Below are 24,871 nucleotides of genomic sequence, written 5' to 3'. Positions count from 1 at the left end.
CGATCACGAAGGAAGACGCCGCATGAACGCCCTCGACCGATTCATCCGCGACCTGACCGACCTCACCACGGCCGAAGACGGGATGCCCGACGACGCCCTGGCGACCACGGTCTCCGAGCTCCTGCAGGAACTCGTCGTGCGACCGGACCCGATCCCCGTCCAGTTCACTCGGCGGTCGGCCGCTCACAACGGGCGCGGACGCTACATCCTGCACCGTTCGCCCACCTTCACGATCAGCTCGATCGTGTGGGCGCCCGGGGAGGTCGCCCCTCCCCACAACCACGAGACGTGGGGGGCCATCGGGCTGATCTCCAACCACATCGAAGAGCGGCGCTACGAGCTCGCCGGCGACGACACCCTGAACCCGGTCGACCACCACCGGCACGCCGCGGGCGCGGTGTCCGTCCTCGTCCCCGACGACGACATCCACTCGATGCACAACCTGACCGGCACCGACACGGTGGAGATCCACGTGTACGGAAAGGACCTGACGGGCCTCCGCCGCCGCCGCTGGTCGCTGGACGGAGACGGCATGCAGGAATTCGCAAGCGGAAAGTACTTCAACTGCTGATCTGACCGTCGGCGCAGAAGCTCGGTGCGGCGGCCGCGAGGTGATCGGTGATCGGGGGCGTCCGGTCGATCGCCGACCACCCGCGCTGTCGCCACGAGCGGGACTGGCATCGGCCACAGTGTGCGTCGTCTCAACCCCGGCCGCCTTGCTCGATCGCCCCAAGCGTCCTGGTGGCCGAACTCTCAGGCCGAGGCCGGCCGTGCCCTCAGCGCCAGCCGAGTTCGGGTGCCACGTGGGTCAGGATGTTCTCCAGGACGTGTGCGTTGTAGTCGACGCCGAGCTGGTTGGGGACCGTGAGCAGCAGCGTGTCCGCGGCCTGGACGGCCTCGTCGTTGGCGAGTTGCTTGACCAGCACATCGGGTTCGGCCGCGTAGGAGCGTCCGAAGATGGCCCTGGTGTTCTCGTCGATCATTCCGATGTGGTCGTCCGAGTCGGCGTTCCGGCCGAAGTAGGCGCGGTCCAGGTCGCTGGTCAGCGCGAAGATGCTGCGGCTGACCGACACGCGCGGCTCGCGTCGGTGTCCGGCGTCCTTCCACGCCTGCCGGTAGGCCTCGATCTGGTTGCGCTGCTGCACGTGCAGCGGCTCGCCGGTCTCGTCGTCCTTGAGCGTGGAGCTTTGCAGGTTCATGCCCAGCTGGGCCGCCCACACGCTGGTGGCGTTGGAGCCCGAGCCCCACCAGATGCGGTCGCGCAGCCCCTCGGAATGCGGCTCGACGCGCAGCAGCCCGGGCGGGTTGGGGAACATCGGCCGCGGGTTCGGCTCGGCGAAGCCCCTGCCCTGCAGCACCGTGAGCAGTACCTCGGTGTGCTTGCGTGCCATGTCGGCATCGGTCTCGCCCTCGGACGGCTCGTACCCGAAGTACCGCCACCCGTGGACGACCTGTTCCGGGGATCCGCGGCTGATGCCGAGCTGCAGCCGTCCACCGGAGATCAGGTCGGCCGCGCCGGCGTCCTCGGCGAAGTACATCGGGTTCTCGTACCGCATGTCGATGACCCCGGTGCCGATCTCGATACGCGAGGTCTTCGCGCCGATCGCGGAGAGCAGCGGGAAGGGAGAGGCCAGCTGCCTGGCGAAATGGTGCACGCGGAAGTAGGCGCCGTCGGCACCCAGTTCCTCCGCGGCCACGGCGAGATCGACCGACTGCAGCAGTGCGTCCGCCGCCGACCGGGTCCGCGAGCCCGCGCCGTCACTCCAGTGACCGAACGAGAGAAAACCGATCTTCTTCACACCGACACCAACCATCTCGGCGCCCACGAGATTCCAGGACGGCGCTCGCGGACCGCGGGCGGAAGGCGGAGATCAGGTCCGCTCCAGCAGCCGGTCGACCAGCCCGGCGATGTAGTCCGGGGTGAGGGGGCCCGCGCCGAACAGGACGCGGATGTACATCGGGGCCATGATGTGGTCGAGCACGCCCAGCACGTCGGGTGGATGCTCGCCGCGTTCGCCGGCGCGGTCGAGCATGGCCTGGACGAACCGGGTGCGTTCGGCGAGGAACTCGTCACGCGCCCGCAGGCCCCGTTCGCCCCTGTTCGACAGGGCGACGGTCAGGCGCAGCACCGCCAGGCCGTCGGGTCCTGTGATCTCGCGCGCCACCTGGGCCGCGTAGGCGTGCAGGTCACCGGCCAGGCTTCCGGTGTCGGGCATCGGCGACTGCGCGTTCAGGCGCGTGAGCACCACGTCGGTGAGCAGGGCCTCCAGGGTGCCCCACCGGCGGTAGACGCTGGTGTCGGCCACGCCCGCGCGGGCCGCCACGTCACCGACCGTGAATTCGCCGTAGCCGCGCTCGCTCACCAGCTCCGCGACGGCCTGGTGCACCGCCGCCCGGACGCGGGCGCTGCGCCCGCCGGGCCGCCGGGCCGGCCGTCGCTCCTCCATGACCCCACCTTAGCGCAGCTCCCAGTTGCGTTTACGGGACAGACTGTCTAGATTCCTAACGCAGTGAAGGACTGCTTTAGGAGGAGCGATGAAGTCTGCACCGCCGGTGGCCGTGCCGAACCGGGCGGCGTTGCTCACGGTGACCTGCCTGGGGCAGTTCATGGTCCTGCTCGACAACACGATCGTCGGCGCGGCGCTGCCCGACATGCAGGAGCGGCTGCACACCCAGTTGACCGGGCTGCAATGGATCGTCGACGCCTATGTGCTGCTGGTCGCCATGCTGCTGCTGTCCGGCGGCGTCTTCGCCGACCGCTTCGGGCGCAAGAGGATGTACCTGGCCGGCGTCGCGGTGTTCACCGCCGCGTCCGTCCTGTGCTCCGCCGCGCCCTCGATCGGCTGGTTGATCGCCGGGCGGGTGCTGCAGGGCGTCGGGGCCGCGGCGCTGAGCCCCGCCTCGCTGGCCCTGCTGGTCGCCGCGTATCCGGTTCCGCAGGAGCGGGTCAGGGCGATCGGGCTGTGGGCCGGATTCAGCGGTATCGGCCTGGCCGCCGGACCATTGGCCGGCGGCGTCCTGGCGGAGGCGTTCGGCTGGCCCGCCATCTTCCTCGTCAACGTGCCCGTCGGCGCGGTCCTGCTGGTCGCCGGCCTGCGCGCGCTGGGCGAGTCCCGCAATCCGAGCGCGCCGGCGATCGACGTCCCGGGAACGGCCCTGTCCGTCCTGGGCGTGGGGGCGCTCACCTACGCGCTGATCGAGGGCGGCTCCCGTGGCTGGACCTCGCCGGTGATCCTGGGCGGCTTCGCCGCCGCGGCCTTGATCCTCGCCGTCTTCGTGATCGTCGAAGGGCGGGTTCCGGCGCCGATGCTGCCATTGCGACTCTTCCGGCAACGCCTGTTCACGGTCTCCAACACGGCGATGACCGTGGTCGGCTTCGCGCTCATGGGCTCGTCGTTCTTCTTCTCCCAGTTCTTCGTCTACGTCCAGGGCAGCTCGATCCTGCGAGCCGGGGTGCAGACTCTGCCCGCCACGCTCGCGATGGTCGTCGTCAGCCCGTTCGCGGGCCGGTTCGCCGCCCGGTACGGCTTCCGGATCATGGTCACCGTCGGTCTGACGCTGGCCGGGCTGGGACTGCTGGCCCTGGGCTTCGTGCACGCCGACACCGGCTACGCGAACGTGTGGTGGCGGCTGGCCGTCGTCGGCATCGGTTTCGCCCTGACCATGTCGCCGCTGACCGGCGCCGCCATCCAGTCGGTCAGCCCGCAGGAGGGCGGCCTGGCGTCGGGCGTCAGCAGCACCACCCGGCAGATCGGCGCGGTCCTCGGCGTGGCGGTGCTCGGAGCCGTCGTCCGCACCCGGGACTCCGGTGGCGCCTCCTTCGAGGAGGGGCTCAACAGCGCCTTCGTCGTGGCCGGCGTCGTCACCTTGGCCGCAGCCGTCTTCACGGGCCTGTGGCTGACCAGGAGCACTGAGCCGTCGCGGCCGGCGAGCCCGGCCCCGCGCGTTCATGAGAACACCCCGACTCACTGACGCGGCCAGGGGTTCTTCGGCCAAGCTCTCCACGCCGCCCGGGGCTCCACTGAAGACGCTCTGTGGCCGTGGATACGATGAGTGGGCAAGTCATCGCCACGGTAGAGGACCTGTGCGCCGCCGGTGGGGCGGTACCGGCGGCGAGCGCGGCGGCTCTGCCGTTGACGGCCTTGGGGGAGGGCGTCATGACCGAGCGCGGCGCGGAGGAGATGCGGCGGCAGATCCGGCAGGTCGCCGTCCGGCTCTTCGCGCAACTGGGGTATGACAACACCGACCTTCGGTTGATCGGTGATTCGGTCGGGATCTCCTCGGAGGCCGTCGAGGAACTGACCGGCGGCAAGCGGGAGTTGTACCTCGGCGTCCTCGCCGAGGGCGTCGAGGGTCTCCTCGCGCACATGGACATCGACAGTCCCGACTACACCCCGGATGCCGCGGGCTTCTGCCTGCTGGCCGACCGCTACTTGGCCTACCTCGTGGAGCACCCGGAACTGCGGCGCATCTGGATGCAGCGGTGGCTGTCGGACGCGGCCGACCTCAGCGACCTGGAGAACACCTACACCGCACCGGTCATCGGCCCGCTGATCGACCGGTGGCGCCCGGGGTTCCGGCCCGGCGTGGACGTCCACATGGCGATCTTCATGACCTTCTCCGCGATCAATGACTTCGTGGCCGGGGGCGTCGTCCTGGAGGACGGCAAGTGGGTCGGCACCGAGTCCAAGGCCGCCTGCAAGCGGCTGTCGGACTACGTCCACGAGCACATCGCCACCTACTTCGTGTCCTGACAGCCACCCGCCTCGGCCAGGAGCCGCCCGTAACAGCGGTGCTGCACCACGCCGCCCAGCGCGGCGCACCTTTAGGCGCAGTGGCGGAAGCCGCCGCGGCAGGTTGGCGCCCGGCGTCGTGATGTGACTTGGATTACATTTGGGGGTGTCACGGACGGGCTGGGCCTATTTGTCCCATGGGTGTCACCGGCCGGCGCATCGGGCCGGACGGGAATCGACCGTGGGAGTGAGAAGCGATGAACACCACCCAGCGCGGCACCGGGCACCGCGTCGTCATCTTGGGCGGCGGCTACACCGGCATGCTGACGGCGATACGGCTGGCCCACCGAACCCGGCGGGCCGGCGTGCAGATCACGCTGGTCAACCCCTCGCCGCGCTTCATAGAGCGGCTGCGGCTGCACCAGGTCGCGGCCGGTCACCCGCTGACCGAACACCGCATCCCCGACCTGCTGGCCGGAACCGGCGTGGCCTTCGTCCAGGGCAGGGCGACCGCACTGGACCCCGAGCGCCGCGTCGTGGTGCTCGACGAGGAGGCGGACCGGCTGGAGTACGACACCCTGGTGTACGCGCTCGGCAGCGCGACCGACGTCACCCGGGTCCCCGGCGCCGACCTGCATGCCTTCACCCTTGACGGGCCGAGGAGCGCGGGGTTCACGGCACGGGTGCGCGAGGTCGCCGCGGACCGCGGCACCATCGCGGTGTGCGGCGGCGGGCTGACCGCCGTCGAGGCCGCGGCCGAGATCGCCGAGGCCCACCCCGGCGCCCGGGTCACCCTGATCAGCCGGGGGGAGCCCGGCGCGATGATGGGCGCCAAAGCCCAGGCGTACATGCGCAATGCCCTCGACCGGCTCGGCGTCACCGTCCGGACGGGAGCGGGCGTGGCCAAGGTGCTGCCCGACGCCGTCGAGCTGGACGACGGCCGGACGGTCGCCTCGGACGCGTGCCTGTGGACCACTGGAGTCACGGTCCCCGAGCTGGCCGCGCAGGCGGGGATCGCCGTGGACGAGCACGGTCTGATCCAGGTGGACGCGACCCTGCGGTCGGTCTCGCACCCCGACGTCCACGCCGTCGGCGACGCCGCCGCGGCCCGGATGGCCTGGGGACCGATCCACGGCACCTGCCAGAGCGGGCTCCCCACCGCCCAGTACACCGCCGACGCCATCGCCCGGCTGCTGCGCGGCCGTTCGGTGAAGCCGTTCCGGTTCGGCTACGTCCACCAGCCGGTCAGCCTCGGCCGCCGCGACGCGGTCATCCAGTTCACCCGCGCCGACGACACCCCGCGCCGCGCCTACCTCAAGGGCCGCGCCGCCGTGCTGTACAAGGAGACCATCTCCGGCAGCCCTTTGAAGCTCTACCGGTACAGCAAGCGGATGAACGTCAGCGCGACCTTGTCCCGGGGCGGCCGCGCCACCCGCACACCGGCCGCCTGACCGCCGGGGACCCGGCGTGACGGCGACCTCGACCATGGCGCGCGCGGGTTTCGCCACGGCCGCCGCCCGGACGGCGGCCCCGGCCCGCCGTCCGGCATCGGCGCGCACACCCGAGAGGCTCTGAGGATGAGGAAGATGTCCGGATCAGACCCCTATCTGGAGCATCGGCGGCTCCTGTTCGGCACCGCCTACCGCCTGCTCGGCAGCGTCGCCGACGCCGAGGACGTCCTCCAGGACGCCTGGCTGAACTGGAACGCCGCCGACCGCACCGCGGTACGCAACCCGCGGGCCTACCTGGTGCGCATGGTCACCAACCTGGCGCTGAACCGGCTCAACTCCGCCCGCGCCACGCGCGAGACCTACGTCGGCCCCTGGCTGCCCGAGCCCCTGCTGACCTCCCCGGACATCGCACAGGAGACCGAGTTGGCCGACACCGTGTCCACCGCCATGCTGGTGATACTCGAGACCCTCAGCCCCCTCGAACGCGCGGTCTTCGTCCTGCGCGAGGTCTTCGGCTACACCCACGCCGAGATCGCCGACACCCTCGACCGGCCCGAGGCGACCGTCCGCCAGATCGCCCGCCGCGCCCGCACCCACGTCCAGGCCCGCCGGCCCCGCTTCGACGCCGACCCTGCGCAGCGTGAGAAGGTCACCGCCCGCTTCATCGCGGCCTGCTCGGGCGGTGACCTGAACGCCGTCATGCAGCTCCTCGCCCCGGACGTCACCGCGTGGTCCGACGGCGGCGGCAAGGTCACCGCCGCCCTCCGCCCCGTGCACGGCCCCGACAACGTCGCCCGCTGGTTCCTGGGCGTCCTGGCCAAGCCCGTCTCGGCGGGCGTCGCCCTGCGACCGGCCACCATCAACGGCGAGCTCGGCATCCTCGTCACCCTCGACGACCGGCCCCTCGGCGCCCTGACCTACGACCTCGCCGAGGACGGCATCCAGAACCTGCGCCTCCAGATCAACCCGGACAAACTCACCGGCCTGAACCCCGATCCCCGTGCTACGAGGACATCCGAGGATGAAAGAGGCCACTGATGACCGGAATGAGGATGGGACGCAGAGTCCCGTCATCTTAGGGAAGAGTTGCTAGAGGGCCTTCCTGTCGATGTGCCCGCCCTCGCAGAAGGTGCCGGAAATTCTCTCCATCTTGGGTGGACGGTCGGGAAGGTCGGCGAACATCCGCGCTGAGAACGGCCACAGACCGTGCCCGCCGTCGAGAGATATTCCCTTCTTCCCATAGTCGTTGAAGTCGAGCATGAGCCGATGCTGCGGTTCGCCGTGAGGCAGACCTGTACCAGCGGGCCGGTCTGCTCCCTATTGATCTCAGCCTGGACCGGGCCACTGAGCGGCTCCGTAAAGTAACGGATGGCGCCTTCACGACTACGGCGGGGCTTGGTAGGTGGCTGCGAGGTGGTCCTGGAGTTCGGCGTGGCGGAACTGGTAGATCGGGCCGACCGCCCGAAGCAGGCCGAGGCGGTGGCAGTCATCCAGGAACGGCATCAGTTGAGGCGGCAGGCGGCCGGCCCGGGCCAGCTTTCTGGTGGCGATCAGGTAGGCCCACCAGGCCCGGTGCCTACCGGCGACCCCGACCGTCAGTCCGCAGGTGAGCGCGAGGAGGAGCGTCTGAGCGGACCACGTCAGAGCACCCCAGGTATCGAGGTCGCCCGCGAGCGCGGCCAGGAGCACAGCCGTGGGCCAGAAACACAGTCCGCCCGCGAGTGCGCAGATGGTGATGCGCAGGAGATTGAGGTTCCGGTCGGCGCGCCAACTGTCGATCGGCGCGACGGTGAGGGTGGACGAGACCGGTGTGGTCGCCCAATTCGGGATTTTGAGAAGCCAGGCTGTAGCCCCGAATATGAGCCCATACCAGGCAACGATCACTAGAAGGCTGGACTCGTAAGTCCCGTCCTCGGTTGGCTGCGCGAGCCAGCACGCGAGCGCGGTTGTGAGCCCGATCGCGCAATATTTCACGAGTGGGCGGAAGAGTCCTGCAGGGCGGTTTCGGATGCGTAGATCGGCGTATCCGGGCGTCTCCCGCGCCCAGAGCCGTACTTGACTCCCGAAGTAGGCCCCGGCCAATAGCCCGAACGCCAGCCCCAGTATCCCGAGCGGGAAACCTCCCAGGAACTGATCCTTCTCCTCAAAGTACCGATTTTCGACCCAGTCCACGAATCCGGTCATCAGTCCCCACATGAGCGCGAGCGAGAGGGTGATGGTGACTGTGAGGGCGAGTTGAGTGGTGAGGGTCATGGCGCGGGTGGTGGCGGCCAGGCGCCACCAGGCGAAGTCACGGGTTTCTTGGCCGCCCTCCTGACCGCCGGAGGAATCGGTTTGATTGATGAGGTGGTGCGCCAGGTAGCCCAGCCAGCGGCGGGTGTCGCAGGGATCGTGGCGGTGACGGGGCCGGAACGGCTCGGCAGAATCCTTCCTGGGCTCGCGAGTGGTGATCAAGGCGGGGATGAGTCGGTCGAACAGGGCGGCTTGGAGTGCGGCCGGGGTGGGGAAGAGGGCGGGGTCAGTCAGGTCGGTGGGGGTGGTGCCGGGCGCGGTGTAGACGGTGCGCAACAGCCACAGGCCCAGCGGGGTGGCGGTCACTCGGGCCAGCGCCCCGGCCGGCCCGGGCGGCACCTGTTGGAGTGGCGTCAGGTCGGTGGGGGGTGTGGTGCGTAGTGCGGTCAGGGTCTGTTCCCAGGCGGGTCCTGGGGAGGGCGGCAGACAGTGGGTGAGGTAGTCGGCGGCGGCCGCCGGGGACAGCGGGAGTGGTTCCAGCACGGCGGCGGAGTTGACCACGTCTCCGGCCGCGGTGATGGCGGTGGTGAACTCGGTGGTGCGGCTGGTGAGGATGAGCTGGTCGTCGCCGCCCAGCGACCGGTTCAAAGCAGAGATCACGTTGGCCTGGGCGGGTGGGGGCAACTCGTCCAGCCCGTCCAGGACCGGCAGCACGTGCCCGCGCCCGGTCAGCGCGTGCGCCGCGCCGGTGCTCAGGTCGGGTGAGCGCAGTGCCGGGTAGTCGCGGGCGAGCCGGTCGGCGACCCAGTCGTGGAGGCGGGGAAACTGCTCGGTGTCCCAGCCGGCCACCGGCAGCAGCACCGGGACCGGTTCACCGGTGGTGCGGGTGGCCAGTAGATCCAGCAGCAGCTGTATCGCCAGGGTGGTCTTGCCGGTCCCTGCCTTGCCGAGGATCACAAGTCGGCCCCGTCGGGTGCGGCGGAACCGGACGGAGAGAGCGGCGATGTGGTTGCTGGAGGCCGTCCACCACACTCGGCCTGTGCTTGCGGTGGTGGGGTCGATGAGGTCGGGATGGTCCATGACCGCGGGAGTGTGTGCGTCGGGTGCGGGTGTGCGCCAGCGCACAGGGATCGGGTAAGGGTCATCCAGCGACCGCCGCCGTGCCTCGTCTTCCCACTGCTCGGCCACCAAGCCGGCCAGCAACTCCTTGGCGCGCGCCACGACCTCGGGGCCGGGGACGGCAGCGGCGACCAGCTCGCGGGAACGCTGTCGGGCCCACCGCAATGCAAGGACCAACGGCACGGCGGCGGCCAACACGAACCCGCCAGTCAGTTGGGCACGGTTCGCCGAGACCTGCAACCCCCCGTTGTCGGTCAGCGGGGTGAACGTCACCCATGCCAGGACCAGGACGCCGACCACTGCCGCCAGGACCGCCAGCCATGGCCACCAGACCTTGCCGTTGCGCATGCTGGCCATTCTGGTGTCGCCCCCATGCCGCTGGCGGCCCGAAGTCCACAACCGGCCCGTTGCGCCTGCTCGTCGACGTTTTCATCGAGGCGGCCAATGCCATCGCCACGCGGTGACGGTCTTCCTCGCGGTGCCCTGAGAATGCCATTTCCGCGCGGGGGCGTCGCCGGCGGCGCTTCGACGCCACCACCCCGATGACGATCGGCCTGTCCAGTCTGGACGCCGAGCCCGCCGACGACGCCGCGCTGGGTCTGCCAGGTGCCCGAGTTCGACCAGCAGTACCCCGACCCGGTCGGCATGGACGCGTTCGGGGTCGGCGCGTTGGCTGGGGCGGGTGGAGTGGAGAAGTCCAGTGTCTCGTGGCGAGATATTGGCGGTCGTAGGCATTTGCGCCACTTCTGTGGTGTGGTCGCGGCCATGATGCTGGTGCGATGCCGAGTGAGATCTCCGTGTCGTCCGACCGCCGGTCGTGGCGAGACTTTCGACTGCTGTGGGCCGGGCAGAGTGTGAGCCTGGTCGGGGATCAGGTCTTTCTGCTGGCGCTGCCGCTGGCCGCGCTTCAGGAACTGCACTCCGGCACGATGGAGATCGCCGTCCTCGCGGCGCTCGGCAGGTTGCCGTTCCTGCTGATCGGGCTGCCGGCCGGGGTCTGGGTGGCGCGGCTGGGGATGCGGCGATCGATGCTCGGCGCGGACCTCATGCGCGCCCTGGCCGTCCTGTCACTGCCGGTGGCGGCCTGGCTGGACGTGCTGACGCTGCCGCATCTGCTGCTGGTGGCGCTGGTGACCGGGATCGGCATGGTGTTCTTCCAGGTGGCCTACCAGTCCTACACGCCCACGCTGATCGCAGACGACGAGCGGCTGCATGCCGCCAACACCCGGCTTTCGGTCTCCGAGTCCACCTCGCTGCTCGTCGGCCCGGGCATCGCCGGGGTCGTCGTCAGCAGCGTGGGGGCCGCTCGGGCGCTGCTCACCGATGCCTGTAGCTACCTCGTCAGCGTGCTGACCCTGGCACTGATCGGGCAGCGCGACCCGGTCTTGGCGGTCCCGGTGGAACGGCGTCCATTGCGGAGGGAAGTGCTTGACGGGCTGCGGTTCGTGGCGCGGCATCCGGTGCTGCGGCCGATCATGGTCTGCGGTGCGCTGTACAACCTCGGCGTCGCCATGTACGACTCCCTCCTCGCGGTGTTCGCGGTCGAGCACCTCGGCCTGGACGCCTGGCTGCTAGGCGTGGCTCTCGGGGTCGGCGGCAGCGGATTCCCGCTGGGCGGTCTGCTGGCGCGCTCCATGGCGGACCGCTTCGGTATCGGGCCGTCCCTGACGATCGCCGGCGTGCCCTCGGTGCTCGGGCTGGCCATCGGCGCGGCGTCCGCCGGTAGCTGGCCGGGCGTGCTGCTCACCGCCGGCACGTTCGTCAACGGAATCGGTCAGGGCATGTTCGCCGTCAACGCCATCACCATCCGGCATCTGGCCACGCCGCCGGATCTGGCCACGCGCGCGACCGCGGTCCACCGCTTCCTCACCTGGGGCACGCTCCCCATCGGCTCAGCCGCCGCCGGACTCGTCGGCACCACGTTCGGCCTGCGAGCAGCGATGCTCGCCGCCGCTGCTACGGCCGCAGTGTGCATGCTGCCACTGCTCGCCCGGCCCTTGCTGCGGACCAAGCGACTCCACCGTCAGCCGGACGCCGCCGTGCAGCCGGTCTAACCCTGGGCGCGCACACAAAGCCAACGCCGGTGTGGCGCCCCCTCGCCTGCCGCCGAGACACGTGCTTCGGCCTCACCGGCCGATGGTGCCTGCAAACGCCGAGGTGTGTCCGCCGCCACGCTTGGCGTCCGCTTGGCTCAGACCTTCGTCGATGCCTTAAGGCAACCAGTGGCGTGATGGGCGTATCTCAGGCAACGTCCTGGGCGGTCGGGTGTGGGCTGACCCCTCTGGGCGAAGGTGGCGGCCAAAAAATCATGCTTCGGCTTGACTGGGCCGGAGGCCTTGCGTTTAGGGGGTTTTGGGGAGGCTTTGCAGGTCGGACGGGTTCTTGGGGCGTGCTTGACGAAATATGGGGTCGCTTGAACCTGTTGTGAGTGTGTAACCGACGGGGAAGCCCGTACGGAGCGCCCGACCAGATCATGAAGGGCGCGTCGAGTCCCTGATCATCAGGACGGCCGATCACGGCACGTCCGCCGCCGAGTCCGCAGAGAGCCGATCATGGCCGAGCGGAGCCGGGGACCCACCGAAACACCGGGGTGAATCCGCACCCCCGCCATGCGCGGGGCCGCGGTAGGGCCACTTCCACGCCCGAACCCGACAGCTAACCCGGTAGGCGGACTGGAAGAACTCAGGAGAACCTTGCATGACCGCTCGTAATATCCGCCTGCCCAAGCGCATGGGCACCCGCGTCGCCGCCGGAGCCGTCCTCTCCCTGGCAGGTGTGTTCGGGTTCACCTCCCTGGCCCCGTCCGCCCAGGCGGACACCAAGCCCGCGAACACCGCGCAGGCCGCCCCCGCGTCCAAGGCCGGCGGCCAGAGCGCCGAGGTCGGCGCCTCCGCACAGGACGTCATCAAGCTCGCCCGCACGCAGGTCGGCACCCACGAGGACGCCTCGGGCAACAGCAAGTTCAACGACTGGTACGCCGGCTCGCCGCTGGGCGAGCAGAACGCCCACCGCATCGGCGCCAAGAGCGCCTCGGTCTACAAGGGCCAGTCCTGGTGCGACATGTTCGTGTCCTGGCTGGGCCAGAACACCGGCACCAAGGGCATGGGCGCCGACGCCTACACCGTCAGCCACGCCAAGTGGTTCAAGAAGACCGGCCGCTTCGGCGAGACCCCGAAGCCCGGCGCCGTGGTCTTCTTCGCCTGGAACGGCGGCGGCGTCAAGGGTGTCGAGCACGTCGGCATCGTCGTGAAGGACAACCACGACGGCACCATCAAGACCATCGAGGGCAACACCGGTGACGCGGTGAAGCAGAAGGTCCGCGACACCTCCACCGTCGCAGGCTACGGCTACCCCCAGTACCGGTGAGCCCGGGCCGCTCAGCGGCCCCCTAGCCCCGCACCGTCCAGCGGTGCTCCCCCCTTTCTCCATCCCTCCGCGCGATCACACCCACGTCGCGAGCACGCCACGTGCCGTGCGCCGGGTCCGTCATGCCCGAACGGCGAGCCCCACACGCCCGAAGGCGCGACCCGGCGCCCCGGACCACCGAGCAAAGGATGAACATGCAGCAGCGAGTCGCCCTCATCAGTACCGCCCTCGCGGGCACGCTCGTCGCGGGAGTGGCGGTCGGGACCGCCCAGGGAGCCCTGGCGGACAGCCCGACGGCGCACAAGGTCAGCGGCCAGCAGGTCACCGGCCAGCAGGTCACCGGCCGGCAGATGACCGGCCAGCTGGTCGCCGGGCAGGAGATGGCCGGGAAGCCGGTGGCGGGGGAGCAGGTGACCGGTGAGCAGGTCACCTGGAAGCAGGTGACCGGGAAGCCGGTGACCGCGAAGCAGGTGACAGGGAAGCAGGTCACCGGGCAGCCGGTGGCCGGGCAGCACGACGCGAAGGCCCCGCGCCATGCCACCGGCAAGGGCGCTCCGAAGGGCCACGGCGTCCTGTCGGGCAGCACCACCGCGTCCTACTTCTGGGACGACGGCTCGGGCGTGAACGGCGACACCGGCGCCCCCGCCGGCGGCAAGCCGATGCAGAAGGGCCTGTTCGCCAGCCCGAGCTGGCCCATGCACACCAAGGTCAAGGTGTCCTACAAGGGCCGCACCGTCACCGGCTTCGTCGGCGACCGCGGGCCGGGCGAGCCGTCGCACCGCGGCGTCATGCTCGACCTCGACACCTACACCTTCCGCCACCTGGTGGACGGCAAGAAGCCGAGCAGCAAGTACAACACCGGCACCTCGGCGGGCCACCTGAAGGGCGTCAAGTACGAGGTGCTGTCCTGGGGCCACGGCCCCGGCAAGAAGGGCGCCCCGAAGCCCCTCGGCTGAGCCCCGTCCGGGTGATCCCTCCCAGCCCCCCGATCCTCGCCACAGACCCCGCTCCCGTCCTCGGACGGGAGCGGGGTCCGTCGTGTCCGGGCAGGAAAGGCAGGCAGCGCCGCGTCGGCGGACCGTAGTGGCTCGCCCAGCGGGTTCCCGGTCACCCATTGCGCTTGTACAGGATCCTGGTTATTGTTCAGTGCATGTTGGACGCACGGTTCCTTACACGGAACGGGATGGCCGCCCGGCAATTGGCAGCCGAACTGCTCAATCAGCAGCCGGATTCGCGGTTGCCGAGGATCCGCGACTATGCGGAGCGGCTCGGTGTCGGCAACGGCACGGTGCAGGCGGCCCTGCAGCTGCTGGAGAGCACGGGCGCGGTGCAGACCGAGGCGCGCGGGCACCTCGGCACGTACCTGCGGGCCGTCGACCGGACCGGTCTGTGGAAGCTGGCCGGGCTCGGGACGATGCTCGCCGCGATGCCGCTGCCGTACTCGCGCCGCTACGAGGGGCTGGCGACCGGGCTGCGGGAGGCGTTCGAGCAGGCGGAGATCCCGTTCGCGCTCACGTTCATGCGGGGCGCGCAGGCCCGGCTGGACGCGCTGCTGGCCGGCAAGGTCGATCTCATCGTGGTGTCCCGGCTGGCGTTCGAGGAGTTCGGGGCGGACTGCCCGATCGCCCAGCTCGCCGACCTCGGCCCCCGCACGTTCGTCGGCGCGCACGGCGTGCTGCTGCGGGCGGGCACGTCGCTGGACGACCCGGGCCTGGCCGTCGCCGTCGACACCAGTTCCGCCGACCAGCAGCGGCTCACCCGGCTGGTCTTCGCGGAACGGCCCGTCCGGTACGTCGAGACGTCGTACATGCAGCTCGGTGAGCTGTTCCGCCGGGGCGAGGTGGACGCGACGGTTTGGAACCTCGACGAGGTCCACCAGCACATCGACGAGGAGGTCACGACCATCCCGTTCGACGAGGTGACCTCCACCGGCCTCGCGGACCGGAACTCCCGCGCCGTCCTCGCCGTCCGCGCCGGCGACTCCCCGGCCCTGGAAGCCGTGCGCGACCGCCTCTCCGCCGAGCTCGTGACCCGGACGCAGCAGGCCGTGCTGTCCGGCGACCGGCTGCCTTCGTACTGATCCGCCCTGAGAGGAGGCCGTCCCATGGACCGGCAGCTGGCCGAGCGGCTGGAGATCTTCGAGAGGACCGGGCAGGTCGCGCCCGAGATCTGCCGTTTCGTACGAGTCGAGCTCGACATGCTGGACGCGGCGGGCAGCGAGATCACCGAGGAGAGCGCGGGAACGCTGACCAGCCATCTCCTCCTGGCCTTGCAGCGCTCTCGCGACGGCGGGGCACTGACCGAGTTCGCCGCCGACGAGACCGTGCGGGCGGAGCTGGCCGGCCACCCGGACGCGCTGGAGCAGGCGGCGGCGCTGGCGGAGCGGGCCGAGTCCGCGCTGGACGTCGTCCTGCCCGGTCAGGAGGTCCGCTTCCTCGCTCTGCACCTGGCCCTGCTACGACAACGAGAGGCGATGCGATGACGAAGATCCTGGTGGGGGGCGTCGGCAAGGTCGACGTGGCGAAGCGGCTCGAGGAGATCGGCGGCTTCGAGGTCGTCGTGACCAACGACATGGACGCGGCCACCCGGCTGATGGCCGGCCAGGCCGACTACTACATCGGAACGTGCCACACCGGGGCAGGGGGCTCCCTGGGCGTGCTCGTCGGGCTGCTCGGCGCGGCCCGGTGCTTCACCTTCGGCCGGGGGCAGGCCGCCGAGGCCGACGCCGAAGCCGCGATCGCCGAGGGCAGGGTCGCCTTCGGCTTCTCGATCGACCAGATCGACCAGGTCGTCCCGATCCTGGCCGGGGCCATCCACGAACGGCGGCGGAACGGGTGACCCGCCCGTCCTGACCGGTTTCCCCTCGGAGGCAGCCATGCCCTATGCCCTCTACACCCCCGCGGCGGCGGACAAGCTCGACTTCTCCCCGGCGCAGAGCCTGACCGTCATCGCCCTCTGCGCGCTCACCGCACTGATCTCGAACATGGCGCTCGCCGTCTTCAACGACGGCGCCCGCCCCTTCCTGCTGGACTTCATCCGCGGCAACACCAGGCGCGGCGAGATGACCGCGGTCTCGTTCGGCCTGTCGGCCGGCTTCGTCTTCGGGCTCGGGGCCCCGATGGCGCTGTCGACGGGGGTGCTCAACCCGTGGCTGCTGTTCCTGCCGACCGACATCCTCGGCCTGCTCGCGCCGCGCCGGTGGCTGGCGCCGATCCTGGGCGGGGCCTGGGGCGCGGTCGTGGTGTTCGGGCTGTCGGGAGCCAACAACGCGGCGCACGACCTGCCGGTGGACTTCCTCACGGCGATGCAGGAGATGGCGACGCCGATCCTCTTCCTGTTCCTGCTGTTCCCCGTCATCGCGATCGCGAGCCAGTTCGGGCGGGTGCGCGGAGCGGTCACCTTCACCGTGGAGATCACCATCGTCGTGATCTCGATGAAGGTCTGGCCGGACCAGTTCCCGGGCGCGCTGGCCATGGCCGCGGGCGTGCTGATGCTGCTCGGCTTCGCCCTGGCCAAGGACCTGCGGGCCCGGCGCGCCGCCGCGGCCCCGCCGAGGCCCGCCGACGCGCCCGGCGCCGCGCGCATCCCGGTGGAGGGGAAGGCGGACGACGAGCCCGCCGCGGACCCGATGGCCTCGTTGTTCGGGGCCAACGCCGAGCGGCTGCGCCGGCACCTGCCCTGGTTCGCGCTGCTCGGCGCCGTCCTCGCCGCGGTGGTCAACATGCACATCTTCGGCGGGGGCGAGGCGACGAGCTTCCTGGTGGCCAAGGGCGACTACGGCGAGGCAGCCCAGGTCGACTTCTACCGGGCGTTCGGCTTCCTGCCGCTCATCGCGACGACCGCGCTGGCCAGCGGCGCGTACCAGATCGTCGGCTTCACCTTCGTCTACCCGCTGGCGTACCTGGCGCCGAACGCGGCCGTGGCGGCGGTCGGCGGCGCCGTCCTGTTCACGGTGGAGGTCCTCGCGCTGTCCTACATCGGCAAGGGGCTGACGATGCTCCCGTCGATCCGGGACGCCTCCGACCACCTGCGCAGCGCGATCGGCAAGACGCTGGAGATCGCCATCCTGTTCGGCGCGATCGCGGCCGCCGCGAAGATGGGCGGCGGCCTCGGGATCACCCTCGTCGGCGGGCTCTACCTGCTGAACGAGTCGATCGGACGGCCGATCGTCCGGCTCGCGGCGGGCCCGGCGGCCGTCGTCGTCGCGGGCATCGTCCTGAACGTCCTGCACTGGCTCGACCTGTTCACTCCGCTGAAGGGCTGACATGAGGCTGAGGACCGTACTCGGGGAGGTCCCGGCACCGCGCGGACCGGTGCTCGTCCACGAACACCTGCGCCTCGACCTGCGCGGGCCGCGCGGACGCGCACCGGATCCGGCGGCGTCGCTCGACGACGAGGCGGTGGTCGGCGGCGAACTGGCGGAGCTGCGTCGCTCGCACGGCCTTGCGGTCGTGGTCGAGCTGACCTGCCTCGGCATGGGGCGGGACGCCGCCGCGCTCGCCCGGATCAGCGAGCGGGCCGGAGTGGCGGTGGTGGCCGCGACCGGGTTCTACCACGGCGCCTTCCACCCGTCCTACGTCGCCGGGTCGAGCACCGCCGACCTGACACGGCGGCTGCTGACCGAGATCGAGGACGGCCTGGACGGCACCGGGATCAGGCCGGGCGTGATCGGCGAGGTCGGCACGGGCGGCGAGCGGCCCTCCCGGGACGAGGAGCGCTGCCTCCGCGCCGCGGCCTCGGCCGCCGTCCGCTCGGGGCTGGCGGTCGCCACCCACGCCCACCTGGGCCGGGGCGGGCTCGTCCAGCTCGACGTCCTGACCTCCGAGGGGCTGGCGCCCCATCGGATCAGCATCGGGCACCAGGACCTGCTGGACGACGCGGCGACCCACCGCAAGCTCGCCGAGGCCGGCGCGTACGTCGCGTTCGACACGGTCGGCAAGTCGTCCTACCAGAGCGACGGCGTGCGGCTCCGGCGGGCTCTGGACCTGATCGAGGCCGGGCACGCCGACCGGCTGCTGCTCAGCAACGACGTCTCCAGGGCCGGCTACCTGAAGGCGAACGGCGGCGGCGGGTACGGCGCCGTCTTCGACTCCTTCGTGCCGCGGCTCGCCGCGGCGGGCGTCGGCGAGCCGACGCTGCGCCTGGTCCTGCACGACAATCCCGTCCGGTTCCTGACCTCGGGGGAGGCCCGATGACCGCGCCGGAGCTGCGCGAGACCCATCCGCTGCCGACCGTCTCGCTGGAGGAGGCGACGGCCCGGCAATTCCGGCTCCTGGAATGTGCGGCGGACCACTTCGACGGGCGGCAGTTGTTCACCGCCGATGTCGGCGTCGACCCCCGGTGGGGGCGGCCGGACGCCACCCGCCGGACGGAGGCCGCCCTGGCCGACTTCTTCGGCGCCCCCGCCGCGGCCCTCGTCCAGGGCGCGGGCAGCGGCGCGATCAGGGCGATGCTGACCGCGGCCCTGGAGCCGGGCGCCCCCCTGATCGTGCATTCCGCGCCCGCCTACGCGACCACCGCGACGGCCTTCCGCTCGATGGGCCTCGACCTGGTCGAGACCGACTTCAACTCCTCCGCCGCCAAGGCCGCGGCGTCCTACGTCTACATCCAGCATTCGCGGCAGCTCCCGGAGGACTCCTACGATCCGGCCGAGGTGATCGCCCGGTACGCGGACCTGGGCGTGCGGGCCCTGGTCGACGACAACTACGCGGCGTTCCGCACGCCGCGCGCCGGTGTCGAGATGGGGGCGGAGGCGTCGGCGCTGTCGCTGTTCAAGCTGCTCGGGCCCGAGGGCGTCGGACTGGTCGTCGGCTCCCACGACCTCGTCGACCGGATCCACGCCGACAACTACTCCGGGGGAGGGCAGGTCCAAGGACCGCAGGCGCTCGACGCTCTGCGCGCGCTCACCCACGTCCCCGTCCTGTGGGCTGTGCAGTCCGCCGCCATCACCGAGATCGCGGAACGGCTCGGCGCGGGCGAGGTCCCCGGCGTGGCGCAAGTGCGCATCGCCAACGCCCAGGACCGGTGCGTGCTCGTCCGGCTGGACGCCCCGGTCGCCCGGCGGGTCATCGAGGCCGCGGCCGGGTACGGGGCGGCTCCCTACCCGGTCGGGTCCAACTCCCGGTACGAGATCGCCCCGCTCTTCTACCGCCTCTCCGAGACCTTCCTGGCCGGTTCCCCCGAGCTGGCCGACTGGACGATCCGGATCAACCCGATGCGGTCGGGAGCCGACCTCGTCATCAGGATCCTGGGCAGCGCGCTGAGGGAGATCCGGTGTTCCTGACCGCGACGACGACGCGCAACCCGCGGCTCGTGGACGCCGCGGTCGGGCTCCACCGCGACGGGCGCGTCCCGCCCGACACGTATCTGGTCGACCTGGACGCCGTCGCGGCCAACACCGCCGCGCTCGCAGCCGTGGCCGCCGCCCACGGCGTCCGGCTGTGGCCGGTGTTCAAGCACGTGGGACGCAACCCCTACGTGATCAGGACGGTGGCCGGGCACCTGCCGGACGCCGCCGCCATCGACCTGCGCGACGCCCACGCGGTCCGGCGGGCCGGGGCGAGGCTCGGCAACGTCGGCCACCTGGTCCAGCTTCCGATCGGCGCCGTGGACGAGGTGCTGTCGTGGCGTCCCGAGCACGTCACCGTCTTCGGCGTCGAGCAGGCCCGTGCGGTGTCGGCCGCGGCGGCCCGCCTCGGGATCACCCAGCCGCTCCTGGCCCGCGTCGTCGCCGCGACCGACCACATCTACCCCGGGCAGGAAGGCGGCGTCCCCCTGCCCGACATCGAGAAGTTCGCCGCCGAGGTCGGCGACCTGGACGCCGTCTCCCTTGAGGGCGTCACCTCCTTCCCCTGCCTCCTCTACGACGAGTCGGCCGGAGCCATCACCCCGACCCCGAACCTGCGGACCCTGCTGACCGCCAGGTCCCGCCTCGCCGCGGCCGGGTCGCCGATCCGCTCGATCAGCGCGCCCAGCGTGACGGCCGCCGCGAGCATCCCCCTGCTGGCCGCCCACGGCGTCACGCACGGGGAGCCCGGTCATGCCCTCACCGGGACGACCCCGCTGCACGCCGCCGACCTCGACCAGCCCGAGATCCCCGCGCTCGTCTACGTCTCCGAGATCGCGCACATCCTGCCGGACGGCCGGCCCGCGATCCTCGGCGGCGGCTTCTACCCGCGAGGCCGTCCGGACGAGGCCCTCGTGTTCCCCGGCATCGGCGAGCCCCTCACCCTCCCGGTCGAGCCCGCGCCGCCCGAGAACATCGACTACTACCGCCTGCTCGGCGCCCCGTCCTCGGGACCGCCGCTCCGGGTGGGCGACACCGTCGTCCTGGCCTTCCGCACGCAGATCTTCGTGACCCGCAGCGCGGTCGGCGCCGTCCAGGGCGTCGCCTCCGGCAAGCCTCGCCTCCTCGGCCTGGCGGACTCCCACGGGCGGCCCTGGTGAGCCGCGCCGTCATCCTGGTCATCGACGGCCTCGGCATCGGCGCCATGCCCGACGCCGCCGCCCTCCGTCCCGGTGACGCCGCCGCGCACACCCTCGGCCACGTCCTAGACGCCGCGAACGGCGCTCCACGCCTTCCCGCGTTCGCGGCTCTCGGCCTCGGACTGCTGCACCCGCACGAGAGCCTGGACCACCCCATCCTCCCCGGCGCGGCCGCCGGACGTTCCGCCCTCGGCTATCCCGGCGCGGACACCTTCGCCGGCCACCAGACCATGATGGGCACCGACATGAGCGGGACGGCCCTCGCCCGCTTCGCCGACCACCTCGACACCGTCGCGTCCGCCCTGCGGTCGGCCGGTCACGAGGCACGCGCCCTGGACGGCCTGCCCGTCCTCCTCGTGGACGGGCACGCCGTCGTCGGCGACAACCTGGAGGCGGACCCCGGTCTCAGCTGGAACGTGAGCGCCCGTCTGGACGACCTGCCGTTCGGGGAGATCCTCGCCATCGCCCGGACGGTGCGCGGCGTCGCCCCGACCGCCCGGGTGATCGCGGTCGGCGGCCACAGCACCGGACCGCTCCTGCGCTCCGTCCGGTCGGGCGCGGACGGCACGGCGGGCCTGGACACCCCCGCCTCAGGCTTCTACGTCAACGACGGTCTCGAGGTCGCCCACCTCGGCGTGCAGATCGACCACACCCGCCAGCTTCCCTCGCGCGCCGCCGCGGCGGGCATCCCGGTGACCCTCGTCGGGAAGGCCGCCGACATCATCGTGTGCCCGGACGCCGTGCGGCGCCCGGCCGTCGAGACCGCCGAAGTGCTCAAGGAGACCTTCACGGCCCTCACCCGCACGGCCTGCGCTCTCGTCGTGGCGAACGTCCAGGAGACCGACCTGGCCGGGCACCAGCAGGACGCCCACCGATACGCGTCGCTCCTGCAGGAGATCGACGCCGGACTGTCCCCGCTCCTCGATGCCATGCGTCCCGGCGACCACCTGATCGTCACCGGGGACCACGGCAACGATCCGACGATCGGCCACCCGTTCCACACCAGGGAGTTCGTCCCCGTCCTCAGCCACGCCCCGGCGTCGCCGTCGAGACCCCGGGCTTTGCCGGACGCCACCAGCCTGTCCAACATCGCCCTCACAGCCGCCCGGGCCCTGGGCCTCCCTTCCTGACCCGAGGACGCCCACACACCGCTCGCGACTGATCGAAAACAGGTGCCGGGGGATGCAACATCGCGGGGCTCCCTGCGTCTCTTGGCGTGGACTCAAAACTGGATCTTCTGCTCGGTGAACGCCCGGCCGCGGCCGAGCGTCCCGTCCCGCCCACCGAAGACGCAGGTCGGCGAGGGGAGGCGGGGGGAGGGCGGCGGAGGGCCTGGCTCCTTCCCTCGGTGCCCGCCCTGCCGGCGCTGGCGATGGGCCTCTGGGGCGCTGGACGGTTGCCGTTGTGGCGTGACGAGGCGATCACCTCCGAGATAGCCCGCCGCTCGACCCCCGACATCCTGTGGTGCGCCTGGCACATCGACGCCGTCCATGCCGCCTACTACCTGCTCATGCACTGTGTCGTGCAGGTCTTCGGGGCCGGCGAGTTCGCGCTGCGGATCCCCTCGATCGCGGCGTTCGCGGCCACGGCGGCGGGCGTCACCGTCCTCGGCCGCAGGATCATGTCCGGGACCGTCGGGCTGGTCGCCGGCCTGCTCTGCGCCGGGGCTCCGTTCGCCAGCCACTTACGCGCATGAGGCCCGGTCCTACTCCCTGGTCGCGGCGCTCACCGTGTGGCTGACCGTCATGTTCGTGGATCTGGCGGAACGGGGCTCCCGGCGCCGGTACGCCGCGTACGGCGCGGGCATCGCCCTGCTGGGGCTGGTCCATCTGTTCGCCCTGCTCGTCCTGCCCGCCCACCTGGCGACCCTGCTGCTCGCGCGCAGCACCAGGCCGATGCTGCGCCGGTGGTCCGCCGCCGCGGCGGGAGCGGTCGTCGCGGTGAGCCCGCTGATCGCGCTGGCCGTGACCCAGCGCAACGCCCTGGACTGGCTGACGCGCCCGGGATGGCGCGACGCGCTCTACCTGGCCGAGGCGTTCACCGGCCCCCCGATCGCGGCGTACCTGCTCGGCGCGGCGATGGCGGTGGGCCTGCTCACGGCGCGGCGCCGCGGACCGATCGGACTGCGGGCCCTGGCCGTGCCGTGGCTGCTGCTGCCCGCGACGGTGCTGCTCCTGGTCTCCCAGTTCCATCCCTTCTACACGAACCGCTACGTGATCGGCAGCCTCCCCGCCATGGCGCTGCTCGCCGCCGCGGGACTCGCCCGGCTGCCCCACCGGACGTGGATCGCGCCGCTCGTCGCGATGGCCGTCCTGCTGGCACCGCTGCACGTCGAGCAGCGCCGTCCGGAGAACTGGTGGGACGACCTCCGCGGGGCCGCGGCGATCGTCGAGCGGGAGGCCCGGCCGGGCGACGCGATCCTGTTCCTCACGGCGGACCGGCGTTCGGTCGCCGAGGCGTACCCGGACGAGTTCCGCGGGCTGCGCGACATCGCACTGCGGCGGACGCCCGCCCAGGCGGGCGACTTCGGCGGCACCGAGTTCGAACCCGCCGAGATCGGCCGCCGGCTGACCGGCTCCGCGACGGCCCGGGTCTGGCTGCTGGAGGGGCCCTGGCGCATGTCGTCCCTCGTCCCGCGGGACCGCGCGAAGGTCGACGTCCTCCAGCGGCACTTCCAGCAGGCCGGTGTGTGGCGCGTCCGCGGCATCACGCTGTCGCTGTTCCAGCGGGAGGCGGCCCGCCCGGAAAAAGTCGGGCCGCCCGTGCAACATCAGCGGCACGGACGCGTCTCTTCCCCGTGAGCCTCCTCAAATTCCGCCAGGACGGCCCCCCGGACCTGATGGTGCATTCCCCCGAGAGAGCGGTGACGCAGTTGTACGAAGCGCACGCCCTGGACCTCGTCAGGCTGGCCTTGGTGATGGTCGGCGACAGGCCGACGGCCGAGGACGTCGTCCAGGACTCCTTCCTCGGCCTGTACCAGCGGTGGGGCCGGCTGAAGGACCCCGACAAGGCCCTGACCTACCTGAGGTCGTCGGTGCTCAACAACTGCCGGTCGGTGCTGCGCCGCCGGGGCCGCCGCCTTCTCGGCGCCCAGGACCCGCCCGTCGCGTCGGCGGAGAGCCGGGTCCTGGGCCGGGAGCAGGGCAGGGAGATCCTCGACGCGCTGCGCCGCCTCCCGCACCGGCAGCGGGAGACTCTGGTGCTCCGGTTCGTCCTCGAGCTGTCCGAGGAGGAGACCGCGCAGATCATGCGGGTGAGCCGGGGCACCGTCCGGTCCAACACGTCCCGCGGGCGCACCGCCCTTGAGCGCATGCTGGGAGAGACCCTGTGAACGTCGAACGGCTGCTGAAGGACGCTGCCGCCGCCGAGACGAGCGAGGTGACGCGCGAGTCGCTGCCGCCCCTGGTCCTGCCCGCCGCCCGCCGCCGCCACCGGCCGGCGGGACGGTGGATCGTGCCGGTCGCCGCCGCCTTCACCGTGATCATGGTCGCGGTCGTGACCGTCGCCTTCCGCGGCGTCCTGCGCGGTCCGGAGGCGCTCGGCGAGCACGAAGGCCCCCCGTACTTCCTGGCGACCCACCGGAAGGGCGGCGTCGGGGTCTTCGACTCCTGGACCGGACGCATGATCGACGACATCAAGCCCCGCGCCGGGCACTACGCCGCGCTCGCCGTCTCGGCCGACCGGCGCACCGCCTTCCTCGCCGCCGAGTCCGGCCCCTGCCGCACCCGCATCGACAAGGTGACCCTGCGCCGCGACGGGACCGTGGCGCGCAGGACGACCCTGCCCGGCGGGTTCGACACCAGGGTGGACGAGATGGCCGCCACGGCGGACGGCGGCCGCCTCGCGATCGTCTTCAACAACTTCACCGGTTGCCGCGGCGACGACATGGCGGTCGTCGAATCCTCGTCCGGTGCCCGCCGGGGATGGCGTCTGCCGTCGCCGAGCGGCGGCTCTCCGGAGTACGTGCAGTCCCCGTCATGGGCGACGGACGGCCGCACCCTCTTCTTCGTCACCGACGCTCCGGAGGACCCCCAGGCGGTGTACACCGGGGTCGTCCTGCGCGAGCTCGACACCCGCACGACGGGCACCGACCTCGCCCACGCCCGCGCCGTCCTGAGGAGCACCGACAACCTGTCAGCCTTCCGGCCGTCCCCGGACGGGCGTACCGTCATGGCGATCAAGGAGAACACCGACATCGACGACGGGAAATTCAGGTCCGTCGCGATCGTGGAGCTGTCCCTCCTCGGGGACGGGTCCCGCAAGGCGCCCGTCCGCGAACTCGCCCGCATGACCGCCGGGCAGATCGCGCCCGCGGCGCCGGTGGACTTCCGGACCGCCCTCGACGGGACCGGCAGGCACCTCCTCGTCAGCTCGCGCCACGACCGGGCCGTCTTCCGCATGGACGACGGCCGCTTCCGACGCCTCCCCGACATGCACCGCACCGACCTGGGCCTGATCGCCTGGTAGGCCCCCACGGGGGACTTC

Annotated in this window: 24 protein-coding genes and 1 riboswitch; of the genes, 20 read left to right on the top strand and 4 right to left on the bottom strand. The window is 71.5% G+C overall.

Going from position 1 to position 24,871, the window contains the following annotated elements:
- Positions 1 to 22 precede the first annotated feature (22 nt).
- Positions 23 to 571, top strand: coding sequence for a cysteine dioxygenase family protein (locus ABWI07_RS19495; RefSeq protein WP_149264005.1), 549 nt, complete (start codon positions 23 to 25; stop codon positions 569 to 571).
- A gap of 205 nt (positions 572 to 776) precedes the next feature.
- Here ABWI07_RS19495 and ABWI07_RS19490 read toward each other — a convergent pair whose 3' ends face one another.
- Both ABWI07_RS19490 and ABWI07_RS19485 read right to left on the bottom strand, forming a co-directional pair.
- The gene (locus tag ABWI07_RS19490) at positions 777 to 1,799 is read right to left on the bottom strand and encodes an LLM class flavin-dependent oxidoreductase (RefSeq protein ID WP_353819374.1); all 1,023 of its coding nucleotides are present in this window, start codon (positions 1,797 to 1,799) and stop codon (positions 777 to 779) included.
- 72 nt (positions 1,800 to 1,871) lie between these two features.
- Entirely contained in the window at positions 1,872 to 2,447 is a 576-nt protein-coding gene (locus tag ABWI07_RS19485) for a TetR/AcrR family transcriptional regulator (protein WP_353819373.1), read from the bottom strand.
- 88 nt (positions 2,448 to 2,535) lie between these two features.
- Here ABWI07_RS19485 and ABWI07_RS19480 point away from each other — a divergent pair, with 88 nt between their 5' ends.
- The 4 genes from ABWI07_RS19480 to ABWI07_RS19465 all read left to right on the top strand — a co-directional run bounded on the left by ABWI07_RS19480 (position 2,536) and on the right by ABWI07_RS19465 (position 7,222).
- Positions 2,536 to 3,972, top strand: a complete 1,437-nt coding sequence (locus ABWI07_RS19480; RefSeq protein ID WP_353819371.1) for an MFS transporter — start codon at positions 2,536 to 2,538, stop codon at positions 3,970 to 3,972.
- A 185-nt stretch (positions 3,973 to 4,157) separates the two neighbouring features.
- Entirely contained in the window at positions 4,158 to 4,754 is a 597-nt protein-coding gene (locus tag ABWI07_RS19475; RefSeq protein WP_149264001.1) for a TetR/AcrR family transcriptional regulator, read from the top strand.
- 236 nt (positions 4,755 to 4,990) lie between these two features.
- Positions 4,991 to 6,184: an NAD(P)/FAD-dependent oxidoreductase gene (locus ABWI07_RS19470; RefSeq protein WP_149264000.1), complete on the top strand. Its 1,194-nt coding sequence runs from the start codon at positions 4,991 to 4,993 to the stop codon at positions 6,182 to 6,184.
- 135 nt (positions 6,185 to 6,319) lie between these two features.
- On the top strand, positions 6,320 to 7,222 hold the full coding sequence (locus ABWI07_RS19465; protein ID WP_149263999.1) for an RNA polymerase sigma-70 factor: 903 nt from the start codon (positions 6,320 to 6,322) through the stop codon (positions 7,220 to 7,222).
- 51 nt (positions 7,223 to 7,273) lie between these two features.
- Here the strand turns inward: ABWI07_RS19465 and ABWI07_RS19460 are convergent, their stop codons facing one another.
- The gene (locus ABWI07_RS19460) at positions 7,274 to 7,444 is read right to left on the bottom strand and encodes a hypothetical protein (RefSeq protein WP_160161168.1); all 171 of its coding nucleotides are present in this window, start codon (positions 7,442 to 7,444) and stop codon (positions 7,274 to 7,276) included.
- 123 nt (positions 7,445 to 7,567) lie between these two features.
- Positions 7,568 to 9,883, bottom strand: a complete 2,316-nt coding sequence (locus ABWI07_RS19455) for an NACHT domain-containing protein (protein WP_353819370.1) — start codon at positions 9,881 to 9,883, stop codon at positions 7,568 to 7,570.
- 431 nt (positions 9,884 to 10,314) lie between these two features.
- On the opposite strand from ABWI07_RS19455, the gene ABWI07_RS19450 reads away from it, so the two are divergent.
- From ABWI07_RS19450 to ABWI07_RS19380, 15 genes are all read left to right on the top strand, one after another.
- Positions 10,315 to 11,589: an MFS transporter gene (locus tag ABWI07_RS19450; RefSeq protein WP_353819368.1), complete on the top strand. Its 1,275-nt coding sequence runs from the start codon at positions 10,315 to 10,317 to the stop codon at positions 11,587 to 11,589.
- Between the two features lie 464 nt (positions 11,590 to 12,053).
- Positions 12,054 to 12,219: riboswitch (cyclic di-AMP (ydaO/yuaA leader) on the top strand.
- 13 nt (positions 12,220 to 12,232) lie between these two features.
- Complete coding sequence (locus ABWI07_RS19445; protein WP_149263996.1) at positions 12,233 to 12,901, top strand: CHAP domain-containing protein; 669 nt, start codon at positions 12,233 to 12,235, stop codon at positions 12,899 to 12,901.
- A gap of 194 nt (positions 12,902 to 13,095) precedes the next feature.
- The gene (locus ABWI07_RS19440) at positions 13,096 to 13,857 is read left to right on the top strand and encodes a hypothetical protein (protein ID WP_353819366.1); all 762 of its coding nucleotides are present in this window, start codon (positions 13,096 to 13,098) and stop codon (positions 13,855 to 13,857) included.
- A gap of 194 nt (positions 13,858 to 14,051) precedes the next feature.
- Positions 14,052 to 14,981, top strand: coding sequence for a GntR family transcriptional regulator YhfZ (gene yhfZ, locus ABWI07_RS19435; protein ID WP_149263995.1), 930 nt, complete (start codon positions 14,052 to 14,054; stop codon positions 14,979 to 14,981).
- A 24-nt stretch (positions 14,982 to 15,005) separates the two neighbouring features.
- Positions 15,006 to 15,383 (top strand): PRD domain-containing protein, encoded by a 378-nt coding sequence (locus ABWI07_RS19430; protein WP_353819365.1) that lies wholly within the window; start codon positions 15,006 to 15,008, stop codon positions 15,381 to 15,383.
- Positions 15,380 to 15,739, top strand: coding sequence for a DUF2620 family protein (locus ABWI07_RS19425; protein WP_149263993.1), 360 nt, complete (start codon positions 15,380 to 15,382; stop codon positions 15,737 to 15,739). The genes ABWI07_RS19430 and ABWI07_RS19425 overlap by 4 nt, the downstream gene beginning before the upstream one ends.
- Positions 15,740 to 15,776: 37 nt before the next feature.
- Positions 15,777 to 17,165: a YhfT family protein gene (locus ABWI07_RS19420; RefSeq protein WP_353819364.1), complete on the top strand. Its 1,389-nt coding sequence runs from the start codon at positions 15,777 to 15,779 to the stop codon at positions 17,163 to 17,165.
- A 1-nt stretch (position 17,166) separates the two neighbouring features.
- Positions 17,167 to 18,096 carry a phosphotriesterase family protein gene (locus tag ABWI07_RS19415; RefSeq protein ID WP_353819363.1) on the top strand — a complete coding sequence of 310 codons (930 nt, stop codon included), beginning with the start codon at positions 17,167 to 17,169 and terminating at the stop codon, positions 18,094 to 18,096.
- Positions 18,093 to 19,184, top strand: a complete 1,092-nt coding sequence (locus ABWI07_RS19410) for an aminotransferase class I/II-fold pyridoxal phosphate-dependent enzyme (RefSeq protein ID WP_353819362.1) — start codon at positions 18,093 to 18,095, stop codon at positions 19,182 to 19,184. The genes ABWI07_RS19415 and ABWI07_RS19410 overlap by 4 nt, the downstream gene beginning before the upstream one ends.
- Positions 19,175 to 20,347, top strand: a complete 1,173-nt coding sequence (locus tag ABWI07_RS19405) for an alanine racemase (RefSeq protein WP_353819361.1) — start codon at positions 19,175 to 19,177, stop codon at positions 20,345 to 20,347. The genes ABWI07_RS19410 and ABWI07_RS19405 overlap by 10 nt, the downstream gene beginning before the upstream one ends.
- Positions 20,344 to 21,516: a phosphopentomutase gene (locus tag ABWI07_RS19400; RefSeq protein ID WP_353819360.1), complete on the top strand. Its 1,173-nt coding sequence runs from the start codon at positions 20,344 to 20,346 to the stop codon at positions 21,514 to 21,516. The genes ABWI07_RS19405 and ABWI07_RS19400 overlap by 4 nt, the downstream gene beginning before the upstream one ends.
- Before the next feature lie 218 nt (positions 21,517 to 21,734).
- Complete coding sequence (locus ABWI07_RS19395; RefSeq protein WP_353819359.1) at positions 21,735 to 22,082, top strand: glycosyltransferase family protein; 348 nt, start codon at positions 21,735 to 21,737, stop codon at positions 22,080 to 22,082.
- A 55-nt stretch (positions 22,083 to 22,137) separates the two neighbouring features.
- Complete coding sequence (locus tag ABWI07_RS19390; RefSeq protein WP_353819358.1) at positions 22,138 to 23,187, top strand: hypothetical protein; 1,050 nt, start codon at positions 22,138 to 22,140, stop codon at positions 23,185 to 23,187.
- Between the two features lie 62 nt (positions 23,188 to 23,249).
- On the top strand, positions 23,250 to 23,717 hold the full coding sequence (locus tag ABWI07_RS19385) for an RNA polymerase sigma factor (protein ID WP_235037360.1): 468 nt from the start codon (positions 23,250 to 23,252) through the stop codon (positions 23,715 to 23,717).
- A complete protein-coding gene (locus tag ABWI07_RS19380; protein ID WP_353819357.1) occupies positions 23,714 to 24,853 on the top strand; it encodes a TolB-like translocation protein in 1,140 nt (379 codons plus the stop codon). Before ABWI07_RS19385 ends, ABWI07_RS19380 begins: the two co-directional genes overlap by 4 nt.
- Positions 24,854 to 24,871: the final 18 nt, after the last annotated feature.

Origin of the sequence: Actinomadura sp. NPDC000600, from assembly GCF_040492135.1 — a bacterium.
Taxonomy (GTDB): Bacteria; Actinomycetota; Actinomycetes; order Streptosporangiales; family Streptosporangiaceae; genus Spirillospora.
The sequence above is the reverse complement of the archived record's forward strand: the minus strand, read 5'-3'. Positions and strand labels throughout refer to the sequence as shown.

Bases quoted from the DNA above. Each gene is read 5' to 3' on its own strand.
- ABWI07_RS19430 (WP_353819365.1), top strand. From the start codon at position 15,006: ATGGACCGGCAGCTGGCCGAGCGGCTGGAGATCTTCGAGAGGACCGGG.
- ABWI07_RS19445 (WP_149263996.1), top strand. From the start codon at position 12,233: ATGACCGCTCGTAATATCCGCCTGCCCAAGCGCATGGGCACCCGCGTC.
- ABWI07_RS19440 (WP_353819366.1), top strand. From the start codon at position 13,096: ATGCAGCAGCGAGTCGCCCTCATCAGTACCGCCCTCGCGGGCACGCTC.
- ABWI07_RS19470 (WP_149264000.1), top strand. From the start codon at position 4,991: ATGAACACCACCCAGCGCGGCACCGGGCACCGCGTCGTCATCTTGGGC.
- ABWI07_RS19475 (WP_149264001.1), top strand. From the start codon at position 4,158: ATGACCGAGCGCGGCGCGGAGGAGATGCGGCGGCAGATCCGGCAGGTC.
- ABWI07_RS19415 (WP_353819363.1), top strand. From the start codon at position 17,167: ATGAGGCTGAGGACCGTACTCGGGGAGGTCCCGGCACCGCGCGGACCG.
- yhfZ (WP_149263995.1), top strand. From the start codon at position 14,052: ATGTTGGACGCACGGTTCCTTACACGGAACGGGATGGCCGCCCGGCAA.
- ABWI07_RS19485 (WP_353819373.1), bottom strand. From the start codon at position 2,447: ATGGAGGAGCGACGGCCGGCCCGGCGGCCCGGCGGGCGCAGCGCCCGC.
- ABWI07_RS19410 (WP_353819362.1), top strand. From the start codon at position 18,093: ATGACCGCGCCGGAGCTGCGCGAGACCCATCCGCTGCCGACCGTCTCG.
- ABWI07_RS19420 (WP_353819364.1), top strand. From the start codon at position 15,777: ATGCCCTATGCCCTCTACACCCCCGCGGCGGCGGACAAGCTCGACTTC.
- ABWI07_RS19495 (WP_149264005.1), top strand. From the start codon at position 23: ATGAACGCCCTCGACCGATTCATCCGCGACCTGACCGACCTCACCACG.
- ABWI07_RS19460 (WP_160161168.1), bottom strand. From the start codon at position 7,444: ATGCTCGACTTCAACGACTATGGGAAGAAGGGAATATCTCTCGACGGC.
- ABWI07_RS19425 (WP_149263993.1), top strand. From the start codon at position 15,380: ATGACGAAGATCCTGGTGGGGGGCGTCGGCAAGGTCGACGTGGCGAAG.
- ABWI07_RS19465 (WP_149263999.1), top strand. From the start codon at position 6,320: ATGTCCGGATCAGACCCCTATCTGGAGCATCGGCGGCTCCTGTTCGGC.
- ABWI07_RS19480 (WP_353819371.1), top strand. From the start codon at position 2,536: ATGAAGTCTGCACCGCCGGTGGCCGTGCCGAACCGGGCGGCGTTGCTC.
- ABWI07_RS19455 (WP_353819370.1), bottom strand. From the start codon at position 9,883: ATGCGCAACGGCAAGGTCTGGTGGCCATGGCTGGCGGTCCTGGCGGCA.
- ABWI07_RS19450 (WP_353819368.1), top strand. From the start codon at position 10,315: ATGCCGAGTGAGATCTCCGTGTCGTCCGACCGCCGGTCGTGGCGAGAC.